The following is an 11,628-nucleotide window of genomic DNA, read 5'->3' as shown; positions in this document are numbered from 1 at the left end:
TAGCTTAGCTTTCTTATTGGCTTTTTAGGATATTTTAAGGATTACCTTTCAAAAAGATCCGTATACAAAAGAGCTATGGATTTAATTATTTTCACAGAAAAAAACCGGCTACAATTAAGTAACCAGTTGCGGTATTCTAACCTTCTATTTATTTATGCTTTTGTAACTTTGTAACCATATTCTTCAAAATTATATTCCTTATTTGAAGTGATATCGTTAATTTCCGTAAGAATAGGATTATCGGACATAATCTCTTTTATAAAATAAACAACATAAGTTAAACCTTCTTTTTTCATCCTTTCAGCAGTTTTCCATTCGTGCCTTGATAGATAAAATACATTTTCTTTGCCTGATGTTGCTTTAACTTCTATATGCAAGGGTTTACCATCACGTGTGAACGAAAGAATATCATAACCATTTGAAGGAACTAACGCTTTCTTTTCATCAATCATTTGAAGGAACTTGGTGCCTTTTAACTTCTTGCTTTCTTCTTTATAAACATAAGCTTCACCAAGCTTACCAATTTCAATTTGTAATTGATGAAGCTTTAAAAAATCTATTGGTTTCTTCTGAATATCACGCTTTAAATCATCATATGCGTAAAGTACAGACAACTGTTCTTGTTCAATCTCATGAATGTCCGTGTTTTCAATACTTGAGACTGTTACTTCAAAATCGACTTTTTTTTTAACGTTTCTGCACAGTCTACACAAATGATGCGGTTATTTACTGAAAGCCAGTTATAAGATAGATTAGTGTAGTTCTCTCCGCAATTACCACATGGCACCAAATAACCTTTTCTTGTTAGCTTAACCATAATTGGCAGTAGCTTACGTTCTAGCTTTGCATACTCACCAAGATTCTTTAAAAGGATATCTAAAGTATAAAAGCCATTATAATTACTGTCACGTTCACTCAATCGTATAAACATATCGTGAAATTTAACAGGAAGCTTATAAGTAGCATCTTTTGTATGCAGTACCCCTTCATCAAAATTATTACTATTAATTGAGTGCCTAAGTTCATTTATATCAATACCAAGTTCAAATATTGCATACCAACAGAACTGCATTTTTAGTGTTTCAAGTTTAGTAGAATCCGCTTCAATTACATTTTGGATTGAAGTCAGTTCTTCAATAGTAAGGATTTTTCTTTCTTTTTCAAGTATCTTCTTTGGTTCGCGTATCTTTAACCTTTCAAAATGCCGTATCAGATAATCTTTAGGCGGGAATATAGTTTCAAATCCAAAAGGTAACTCCATGTGGTCAAATGAATATAAGTACTTAAAAAAACTATTTCTATAACTTTCTTGAGAAGTAAGTTTTTTATTCTTATCAGGAAAGATATTTCGATAATCTTCAAAATTCACTTTGGAAACTTCATTTTTCTTTATCTCGCTATACAGCATTTTATATACGTTACTACGCATGTTAGACAATGAACTATCTTCATAATAAGTTAAAAAGGAATTTATTATCTGATTACTATTATCAGTAAGCCATTTTGCAATAAATTCAGCAGCTAGAACTTCTTTTGTTTCCAATAACTCCAACCCCCATTATAAAGTATAGCCTCTCATATGGATTATTTTACCATACATACATTTTAAAGAATACCTATTGATTAAAAAGTAATAAAGACATGTTGCTGGTGAAGCCTGTGTTGCAGTTACTTTTGTCCTGACCTACCGCCACAAATCATCTAATTCCAATGCTTCTTTTATCAACTTCCGTTTAAGCTGGTTAATGTCTTTTCTTGATTCGCATGACATTACAAATTCGTCAATAATATCTTCAATAACTTCATCGTTTCCATCAAAGCCTAAATAAAAAATCAATTCTTTAGACAAATTGATTCTTTTTTCTATGATTAAGTAATCGCTGCTTATGCTTTCCCCTAGTTCAGAAAGCCACTCTTTAATTTCTTCCGACCATTTTTTATTACGGACATTTTTATCCACTTCATTAACAAAGTATTTAATTTTTCTATCAATAATCCTATCCAACGACCACATTAATTCATTTGCCGTTATTAACGATAATGATATTAAGTCAGTGTCCATTCCTTTTATTTTCTTTATTCGTTCTTTAGTTATTTCTTTCAATCCCATCACCTCAATAAGTCAGTATAAAGGAAAAATCAGTAAACAAAATTGCTTAATTCTAAGCAAAAAAAAGAACCCTTTACTATTCCAATACAGGAACAATAAAGGGTTCTAATAAGGGTTTGAAAATTAATATTCAATTGATTACGTACATATCGAATGAACTGATTGCAAATACAAAGAACACACCAAGCAAGAAAGCCATGTTACTTGTTACCTTTTACAAAGCGTTCAAGCTGTTCCGGTTTTCTTCCGTATGCTAAAGCATCATGAAGTTCTTTACGTTCAGGCAACAGGCTGATATGACCACCATCACCAACCGAAACAAGGTTTAATGCTTCATAAGCATCTGATACGTAACTTGTTTGTTTCATACCAAGCTTTATCTTCAGTGCATCCAGCTTTCTTTGTGGTGAAACAATCGCATCATACTTTACCTTTGATTCTGCCATCTTGGAAAGGTACGCAAGTTTCGCTTCAAGAAGTTCATTTTGGATTGCACGAATTTCAGATTGTTTTTCTTTGCCATATTTCCCACGTTCAGCTTCAAGTTCTGCAAGAATGGAATGTACATCTTCAGTTTTATATTCCTGAATTAGCTGTAATTCTTTGTGTGCTTCTGCAACCTTTTGCTTTAACTTTTCAAACTTTGCCTTTTCAGCTTCATATACTTTTTCTGAAACCTGTCCAAGCATAGCCAGCTTGTGTACATCACGGTATGTTGCTTCTCTATCTTTCAGTTCCAATTGTAGTTCAAGTAAAGCCTGTTCACGTTGTTCCATTGCTTTCAGATATGATTCTTCAACTGTATCTACCTTTACAAATAATCCTTCAAGTTTATTCAATAGTGTCATATTATTCCATCCCTTTTCCATTAAGTTTTTCAGTTAGTTCAAGCACTGCCATTGATAGAAGCTTTACTTGTTCTTCTAAAGGCATTTCAGAAACTTCAGGTGTGTTTGTATGCCTTTCAGCTTCTTGTTCCTTCTGCATAGCTTCCTTCTCATGCTGGTTCTTAATATCAGCTTGTTTGATTGCTTCACGCTTCTGCCGTTCAGCTTCGTACCCTTGTGAAATCAATTGATAACTATTCATGTGCCATATCCCCCATTATCCTTTTAATCGTGCAAGCAATGATGCTTTGCGTTCTTCAACTGTTTTAAACTGTCCCTTCTCATGTTCCGGCACAATACCAAGTTCTTTCATTCTTTCTTGTTTATCAGCTTCAACAACGTGCGAAAAGTTTTCAAGGAACAACTGAATTTCCTTCACACCAGCACTTTGTTTCGTTGCCATCTGCATTATCTTTTGTTTTACAATCTGATATGCTTCTTGTTCATCAGCACTCACAACAGTTCCACCAAGTGCTGTCAAATAGCTTTCAAACACTGGATTCTTCATATAGCTTTCGCCGTACCATGTGGCAGTGGATATACCGTGTTTACTGCAAAAATCACCAACACTTATACCTGATTGATGCCGTTCCATGACATATAGTTTTGCAAGTCTTGCTTGTTCCTCGGAAATACCTGAAGGAACTGGTATTTGTTTTTGTTCATCCATTTCTTTGCATCCCCTTTAAATATAAATAAGCTGAAGTTTTGTTGAGAAGGTCGTGGTGTTCTTCCACTTATCAAGTGAAGCCTGTACACGGTTCTTGTAAAGGTTTGTCTGAAGCATACCTTGTACCAGTACCAGCACACGCTTTACATTTGTTTTGTTGATTGATAGTTCTCTTTGAATTTCTTCCATAACCGCTATAAGCTTTGATTTTTCTTGTTTCGCTTTTAACGTGTAGGTATAAAAGTGATTTGTATGATTCTCACTGGAATACGGCACTTCATAGAACATCTTCATATTTCTGATAAGTTCCAATGTTTCAGTGGCAAGTAATGCTAGGATTGCAGATTGTTCTTTGTACGTATCATCCAGCAAGCTTCTTCCTATGTATTGAAGGTTCTGCTTAATGTTGTCATGTGACTTTCTTTCTTCAGCTTTCATCTGCATCAAATACCCTTCCAATCTTTCTTTACTTGTTTCATCTTTCTGCTTTCAAAAATAGAATGTAGCAGTACGATATCTTGTCCACCAACACCTTCTTCACCAAACACACGCAGCAATGCTTTTTCTGTTTTCGGCTGAAGTGGTATCGAACCATTTTCAACTCTGCTGATAATCGTTTGATGCACACCAACACGTTCAGCAAGTTCCGTTTGTGATAGATTAGTAATACTTCTTAAATGCTTAATCAAGTCTTTGTTCATATGCTTTCACCCCATGTATACGTGAATAATTTATTCATTTTAAAGTAAATAAAAAGGATGCCGGCAATAACCAGCACCCTATACACCCCACCCTGAATTGCTTCAGAAGGGAAACGGATAATCATCTTGAATTACACAACAAGATATTTTTTGAAAAGCTTTCAGTGTACTTTATCGTTTCAACACGTATAGAACTTTTCATATATTAGGTACGCAAACAGAACCGGAAGTAAGACAAATAGAAAATATCTAACAGCTAAAAAATTTTTATAATTATTTCTGCCGGTATTTCAATTTGATTTGTCACTGTTTCCTGACATACCGCCTGAACCAACAGAAGTTTTAAGGAAATATACAGCATCAAAAATATGGCGTATCTAGTTTAATCGCTAAAAACAGCAAATACCTACCCCCTTCCCCCCGTATGGGTGGGTATCATTATTTGTTCAGAAGCCATTGAACGCTTCACAATCAATCAGTTCTATTCCTGAATGGTAAGTATTGAACGATGCTTCAGACCTAACACAAGCTGAATAACAAGCTTATACAAGCTTCTCCACTGTTTGCCGTTTAATGGTTCGGTATTCTTCAGGTAACATACAACGTGTAACAATATCGTTCGTTAAAGTTACGTCAAAACTTCCTTTGTCTGTTCCTTGATATAACGCTGTTTGTCGTGTAACAAAAGTGTGTAACAAAAACAATTTGTAACACTTTACTAAAACAACCCTTTTTGTTACACTTACAACAGATACTTAATCAAAGGGAATGGTACACAATGATATTTGGTTATATGCGTGTAAGTACAGTTGAACAAAACCTTGATAGACAGGAAGAAGCACTTTTGAATGCCGGTGCTGAAAAGGTATTTTTTGAGAAGATAACCGGAACCAAGAAGGACAGACCACAATTAAATAAGTTGCTGGAACAATTAAGAACCGGTGACACGGTAATTATTACTGACCTTACACGGTTATCAAGAAGCACAAAAGATTTGATTGAACTGGTAACCTTATTTAAAGAAAAAGGTGTACATCTTAAATCACTTAAAGAAAGCTGGTTAGATACCACTACACCACAAGGAACACTTATGTTTACAATGTTTTCAGGTTTGGCACAATTTGAACGTGACCTTATTTCAGAAAGAACAAAGGAAGGTTTGGAAATTGCCAAAAAGAAGGGTAAACAGATTGGCAGAAAAGCAGTGGATTATTCGCAAATTGAATACGCAATGTACCTGATTGATAATGAGAAAATGAACATAAAAGAAGCTTCAGAAAAGATTGGTGTATCACGTATGACATTACACCGATACCTGAAGAAGCGTGACGGCAAATGAAGCAAAAGTTGAACATTAATATTCAAGAAGGAATGAATGTAAAGGTATATGCCGGTACTCACTATTCAGGTGAAATTACTGAAGTTGAAGAACATGGCTTTTGGCTTACTGAAAACTATCAAACAGAAGAATATATTCCGTTTATTGAAGTGGAATCGTATGAAGAACTGGTGTAAAAAAACTGGTTCTTTTTTACAAAGAAATATTTACCATACTTATCCTTTCAGGTTATACTTGAAATATCTTACATAAAGGTGGTTGATATATGTTTACTATGCAGTTTGTGGATACCTACACCCAAGAAGTATTATGAGAAGCTGTATATGATAGTGTTCTGCCTATTAAGGAAATGATTGATGCTTTAGAAAAAAGCAGCGAAGTTGATGCACCCACCTACATAATTGATAACGAATACAGAACATTAGAAGCTGAATACCTATTCAACAACGTAATAACTGACAAAGGTAATACCATTTACAAACTGTTCTTCACAACTAAACTAGCTGAAGTACAAACAAGAATAAAAGATTGATATACGAAAGAACCAGTGGAAACCTTATGTGGATGCTGGTTCTTTTGTCTGTGTAAGTAAAAATAGTAGCTGCTTATTTTCTTTTCCACGTGCAAGGTTTGTTACATGCTGAAATTAACCACTTTCCCACCTTTCAAAAACACCAATTCAATACCGTTTTTACCACTTACCCCTTCATACCCTAAACAATCTTTCCACTTATTTCAGACGAGTATTTAAATATTAATAAGTACAGCTGCAAGTAAACTTTAACTTGAATGGTATTAGCTTCACTGTATTCACCTGTATAAATTATTAACTAACCGTTATTTGTGCTTCGCACCTTGTCGAACCTTACGGTTCTCCAAGCTATTAAAAAAACAAACTATATAAATATTGTTTCTGAATAATAGCCGGAATTACTTCTTTATTGTTCAGAGTACCAAACAAAGCATTACTGGTTTTATCTAATATGGGGAAGGTGGTTTTCCTTCCCTTGCGTAACGAAGTGAAGCAATATCTCTTATCTTTCATCTAATACTTATTGTTCAGAAGTTCTTTAAGACACAATAAGAATAGAAGGACAGAATCAACAAAAAGTGCCTTTACCCTTACAGCCACAAGGGTTAAAGCGTTTTTTCAAAGGGTAAAATCTACCGCAAATTTGGCTGTTTAAGGGTAAAATCTACCGCAAACATGACATTTTCAAGTTGGTGTGCTTGTTTTCAGGTTACAAAACGGTGCATTTTTTGCAAGAACAGCATGACATAAAGCATGACAATTCTATTTTTCAATAAATAACGTCTTACTTTCACCCTTTTTCAAATCCCTATAAGTACAGAAAAGTGATAGCTGCGAAAATCTGCAACCATTCCTTTCTGATACTTAACTTGAAAAGGATGATACATATGGTTATGGGGATTATACCGGCAAGAATGCCCGATGAAAATGGAGAAATAGTTGATGGAAGATTTGTACCTGATAATGAACAATACACGATTATCAGTATGGAAAAAGAAGCAAACAAGAAAGCATATTTACGTGGCAAAGAAAACAAAGAATTGTTTGAGGAACTTGCCGGAAGATTTACCTTTACGTTATCCAGCACAATTAAAGAACTGAACCAAGACCAGCGTTTCACACCAGCTGAAAAAACAAGGATTATGTTTCTTGGAACTTTCGTGACTTATCAGGAACAAGGAAGTTATTTACGGCATGATAACGGTAACTTCATTTTGAAGAACAGGCTTCAGGAACTGCTTGAAATTAAGAATAAGAAAGAGTTTTACAACTTCTATAACAAGCTTGTTGAAACCGGAATCCTTTCAGAAGAGATTAAAGGTAAAAGCAAGATTTACTTGAAGTGGAATAGTAAATATCACTTTAAAGGTAAACCTTCATCATCAGCACAAAAAGAAAAGAACCTTGTAAAAACGTTTGATATGCAAGTAAGGGAACTGTACAAAGAAAAGAATGAAAAAGGTAAAGCCGTACATACACCAAACAACCTTTATACATTGTTCATGGTGCTTCCTTACATTCATCCTGAAGCAAACATTCTTTGTAAGCATCCTGGAAATGATTTAAATACGTGTGAACCACTTACAATAAATGAACTTGCTGAAATGTTTGGTTTCAGCCGTTCGAATGACTTGAAGAAGAAACTGTTTAAAGTGATGCTGAAAGGTTTACCAGTGTTCACCATACAACAAAATGCCTTTGTATCACATATCCTTGTAAATCCGTTTGTTGTGTACAGAAGCAGTAAAGCACCCAATCCGGCATTATTAATTCATTTCAGGGATACCGCTGTTCGCTTAATGACTAATAAGGGTATAACCGGCATACCTGAAGAACTGCTTCACATCAAATAATATAATTGATTATAGGAAAGGAACTTTTGATTATGTACAACGTGAAACTAACCGATAAAGAAGTTTATCACATGCTATACCTTAACAAAGTTAAAGGGATGCTTCCTTACCAGCTGGAAGAACAATTTTCAGTATCAAAGGCAACTATAAAAAATATTGTAAATGGCAGAAGCAGAAAAGATTGCTATGCAGGGTTCATGTAATATAAAGAAAAGCACCCAAGAAAGGTGCTTAATTTGTTTTAAATAACAGGTAATTATGGTTGTTATATAAAAATCCCTTCATCACCGGTCATTTAACTAGTTCTGAAGGGATTTTACTTATATATTAGCTTATTTGTAATTGGGATAAACAAGTTCTACAATATCACCTAGTTTAATTCTTTCATTACCAGTTTCTTCACAAACAGAAAATAAGTAAGCATCCATCATCAATCTGTTTAGCTGCATGTCATTAAGTTCAATTAACTTTATTGGTAGTTTTTCAAGATTTATTAGCCCTTGAAAGTATTCTTTTCCTATTGGATGATTTCCATCGGCAAAATAAGTATATATCTTCTCAAATTCATAGCCACCAGCCCGATGTTTTATATAATATCCATGGTCTGACATAGTTTGTAAATTACGCTTAATTTCATTTATCCCTGTTATCATATAGTCTTTATAATCGTTTAAAATAGCAGTGAACTTTTCATCAAACCCATACATTTCAACTTCAGTAATAAATAGCTTTTGCAAGTAATGAATTTCATATGAATATCCATACCCCTTACCAAAGCGTTTTTCGTTTTCTTCGGCAAGAATACTTAGTTGTTCAATAATATCGTCTGATTCAGGAATACTTTTTTCTTTGTAATTTGTAATGTGTTCCTTAATAATTATGTCAACCCTATTAATCAAGTCATTTAACAGTTCATAACGTTGTAAAGCAAATTCATTTACTTTGTCCAAATTTATACCAAATGAGTTTAAGCTATCTTTGTTTGGGTCGTTACTATACAGAAAAACATAAAAATCATATTCGTCAACAATATCAGGCATCTCTGATACCCAACTAGCAAAGTATCTTTCATCATTACTTCTTTTTACTCCATCAAAACTTTTTAAGCTTACAGGATGTGTACTGAAAACAGCACGAATATGTTTAAAGTACTTGTCATCACTTAGTTCTTCATGACAAAATATGTTCTTACTATCGTCCAACGGATATGGTTCACCTGAATTAAGCACTCTATATAATTGAATGATTGATTCCACTAAAACATCAACTGTAATTACATACTGCATTAAATTTATGGTTTTTAGGTGGTTATACCCCATGCCGCCGATTTCAAGTTTTATTTCAGGCAATCCGTCTGAAGCTACCGTTATCCAGTCCATAGCTGAACATAATAAGTTCCAATGGTTCTTTCCATTTACATTTTTAAGTTTTCCGCTGAAAAAATCTGTTTCATTGACCTTATTACGAAAAGCATCAATCAAATCACTATTGATATTTATCTTATTAAGTTTTTTTGCCATCATTATTTCTCCTTTTTCACTGAACTGTATAATAGTTATGGTTATTAATTAAATGTATTTTATTGTTGAAAGCTGACTTGTTGGGCTTATAATACTTCCTTTTTCATATTCTGAAAAATTTGGATGGGTGATGCTATTCCACCACACCAATACTTTAAACTCATCCGGTAACAAATCATCTATCAATTTAACTAAAGAAGTACATGCTTTTAATGCTTCTGCTACCTTTTCGATAGTAATAGTGATTAATGGTAACATTTCTGAAGTATTAGTCGTACTTACAAAAGCTGAAGGGTGAATAAACCGATTCCTGACTTTATTTACTTCTGAATAGCTTTTTAGCAATTGTTTTAGTTCGGTAGTAATCCCCTTAACAAATTCAGGAATCAATAGTCTTTTAATTATTTCTTCATCTTCAACCTTTTGATTTTCCAAGAAGCTGTTTACAGAATCACTCTCTGATTTATAGTTGGCTTGCTTGATATTATAGAAAACATAATATAAATATGATTCAGCGAATGTAACAGAACCAACCCATAGTGCCCTTGCTAAAGCATCTATTTCATATTTCAAAGCACGATTTTCCGGAGAATTTTTCTTCTCTATTAACGGAACGCCAAAAGTGCTTATAACTTCTTCATTATACTTTTCAAGTTTGTCAATCAACATACTCCAGGTATTAACCAAATCAGAATAAGATATAAATTCAGGTACGGTAAGAACCATACCTTCTATTAAGTCGATATTTATCCAGTGGTGTGGTTGTACATTTTTATGTGTCTTACTAAAGGATTTTTGCACATCAAATAACCCTTCAATTTCAATGACATTTTTCATATATGTTCCATGCTTTTTTGTACTTGATACAACTTCCCTGAACAACTCTATTATCTTGTCAATGGTGTCAGGGGAATTGAAATTATGATAAAAACTTTGCTTTAAACTAGTTTCAACTGTTTTTTGAATATGGTATAGAATTCCTTGATTATTATAATCCTTTGGGTTTTTATTAATAGATTTTGCCCATTCAAAGTTTTGTTCTTGACCATATGTAAGCTGTCTTCCACCACAAGTATTTATAAAAATTGCAGTTAAAGCGTATTTGTAACATTTTTTTGGTATACCTGATAATTTTTTCATTGTTTTTCCACTTAATAAATTTTCTAATTCATCAACAAGAACACTTTTTTTCATAGATGTTTCACCTCTCAATTTCATATAATCGGTTACGATTACAGCTTTAAAATTGTATAAGAAGCAATCTTGCACTGTTCTAATACTGGTTCAAATAGTAGGGATTTTTTATATCTATCCTTTTTTTAGTTATATCTTCAGCCATTCACGAACTTCCTTTAATCCCCTGTATGTTTTTGCTAAGGTACTGTTCTGTTCAAGGTATTCAATACCCTTCATAGTTATCTTTGCTGAAGATAGTGCTACAAAGTAAACCGTATTATCAGCATATTGAACTGAAGCACCCTTTGCATATCCTTCATCACGTATTAGTGCTGCCATTTCTCCCCACTGTTCGTAAGTAATTTCATAATCTGTTTGTTTCGGTTCGTTACCTTCCTGAAGTTCCTTTAAGATGCTGTACAGCAGTTTTCTTCTATCCATCTTTCATCATCCCCTTTCAGCCAAACAATTCGACATTTTCCAATTAAATTCCTGTTTTTCATCGAATATGGTGTTGACTTTGTTTTTCTCTTTTGCCTGAATGGGTAGGTTATTCAAGGAAAACGGCTGGCAACGAAAACTTCTACCTTTCAGCGATAAACAAAATTATTGTTTAAAGCTGAAAAGCAGACGTTTGTTTATACTGAATGGTACAGGAATACAAGGTATCCGTATGTATAACCCTTATTTAAACGCTGGTGTTAACCACAATGAACTTTTTACATACAATGCTTGTCCTGTATGCTGGTGTATGTCCATTGCTACCGTACCGTAATACCCAAGCAACCCACCGAACCGATTATGTGCGTTCGCCACTAGACTTCCCACAACAGAAATAAG

Annotated in this window: 14 protein-coding genes; 3 read left to right on the top strand and 11 right to left on the bottom strand. The window is 33.8% G+C overall.

Annotated elements, in window-relative coordinates; genetic code table 11:
* Positions 1-152: 152 nt before the first annotated feature.
* The 8 genes from ACFQPF_RS12285 to ACFQPF_RS12250 form a co-directional block, all read right to left on the bottom strand.
* The gene (locus ACFQPF_RS12285) at positions 153-614 is read right to left on the bottom strand and encodes a protein NO VEIN domain-containing protein (protein ID WP_379750032.1); all 462 of its coding nucleotides are present in this window, start codon (positions 612-614) and stop codon (positions 153-155) included.
* Between the two features lie 50 nt (positions 615-664).
* A complete protein-coding gene (locus tag ACFQPF_RS12280; RefSeq protein ID WP_379750031.1) occupies positions 665-1,543 on the bottom strand; it encodes a hypothetical protein in 879 nt (292 codons plus the stop codon).
* A gap of 141 nt (positions 1,544-1,684) precedes the next feature.
* Entirely contained in the window at positions 1,685-2,104 is a 420-nt protein-coding gene (locus tag ACFQPF_RS12275) for a hypothetical protein (protein ID WP_379750030.1), read from the bottom strand.
* 206 nt (positions 2,105-2,310) lie between these two features.
* Complete coding sequence (locus ACFQPF_RS12270) at positions 2,311-2,958, bottom strand: hypothetical protein (RefSeq protein ID WP_379750029.1); 648 nt, start codon at positions 2,956-2,958, stop codon at positions 2,311-2,313.
* Between the two features lies 1 nt (position 2,959).
* Entirely contained in the window at positions 2,960-3,199 is a 240-nt protein-coding gene (locus ACFQPF_RS12265) for a hypothetical protein (protein ID WP_379750028.1), read from the bottom strand.
* A 15-nt stretch (positions 3,200-3,214) separates the two neighbouring features.
* Positions 3,215-3,667: a phBC6A51 family helix-turn-helix protein gene (locus ACFQPF_RS12260; protein ID WP_379750027.1), complete on the bottom strand. Its 453-nt coding sequence runs from the start codon at positions 3,665-3,667 to the stop codon at positions 3,215-3,217.
* Between the two features lie 15 nt (positions 3,668-3,682).
* Positions 3,683-4,111 carry a hypothetical protein gene (locus ACFQPF_RS12255; RefSeq protein WP_379750026.1) on the bottom strand — a complete coding sequence of 143 codons (429 nt, stop codon included), beginning with the start codon at positions 4,109-4,111 and terminating at the stop codon, positions 3,683-3,685.
* Entirely contained in the window at positions 4,111-4,368 is a 258-nt protein-coding gene (locus tag ACFQPF_RS12250; RefSeq protein ID WP_379750025.1) for a helix-turn-helix domain-containing protein, read from the bottom strand. Before ACFQPF_RS12250 ends, ACFQPF_RS12255 begins: the two co-directional genes overlap by 1 nt.
* Before the next feature lie 778 nt (positions 4,369-5,146).
* Here ACFQPF_RS12250 and ACFQPF_RS12245 point away from each other — a divergent pair.
* The 3 genes from ACFQPF_RS12245 to ACFQPF_RS12235 all read left to right on the top strand — a co-directional run bounded on the left by ACFQPF_RS12245 (position 5,147) and on the right by ACFQPF_RS12235 (position 8,092).
* Complete coding sequence (locus ACFQPF_RS12245; RefSeq protein ID WP_379750024.1) at positions 5,147-5,707, top strand: recombinase family protein; 561 nt, start codon at positions 5,147-5,149, stop codon at positions 5,705-5,707.
* The gene (locus ACFQPF_RS12240; protein ID WP_379750023.1) at positions 5,704-5,883 is read left to right on the top strand and encodes a hypothetical protein; all 180 of its coding nucleotides are present in this window, start codon (positions 5,704-5,706) and stop codon (positions 5,881-5,883) included. Before ACFQPF_RS12245 ends, ACFQPF_RS12240 begins: the two co-directional genes overlap by 4 nt.
* A gap of 1,243 nt (positions 5,884-7,126) precedes the next feature.
* Entirely contained in the window at positions 7,127-8,092 is a 966-nt protein-coding gene (locus ACFQPF_RS12235) for a hypothetical protein (protein WP_379750022.1), read from the top strand.
* Positions 8,093-8,424: 332 nt separating this feature from the next.
* Here ACFQPF_RS12235 and ACFQPF_RS12230 read toward each other — a convergent pair whose 3' ends face one another.
* The 3 genes from ACFQPF_RS12230 to ACFQPF_RS12220 all read right to left on the bottom strand — a co-directional run bounded on the left by ACFQPF_RS12230 (position 8,425) and on the right by ACFQPF_RS12220 (position 11,229).
* Entirely contained in the window at positions 8,425-9,615 is a 1,191-nt protein-coding gene (locus ACFQPF_RS12230) for a hypothetical protein (protein WP_379750021.1), read from the bottom strand.
* A gap of 45 nt (positions 9,616-9,660) precedes the next feature.
* The gene (locus tag ACFQPF_RS12225) at positions 9,661-10,806 is read right to left on the bottom strand and encodes a hypothetical protein (protein ID WP_379750020.1); all 1,146 of its coding nucleotides are present in this window, start codon (positions 10,804-10,806) and stop codon (positions 9,661-9,663) included.
* 129 nt (positions 10,807-10,935) lie between these two features.
* Positions 10,936-11,229, bottom strand: coding sequence for a YjcQ family protein (locus ACFQPF_RS12220; RefSeq protein WP_379750019.1), 294 nt, complete (start codon positions 11,227-11,229; stop codon positions 10,936-10,938).
* Positions 11,230-11,628 lie beyond the last annotated feature (399 nt).

It is taken from the genome of Fictibacillus iocasae (genome assembly GCF_042665465.1).
In the GTDB taxonomy this organism is placed as follows: Bacteria; Bacillota; Bacilli; order Bacillales; family Fictibacillaceae; genus Fictibacillus; species Fictibacillus iocasae.
This window is presented reverse-complemented; position numbering and strand designations above follow the sequence as displayed.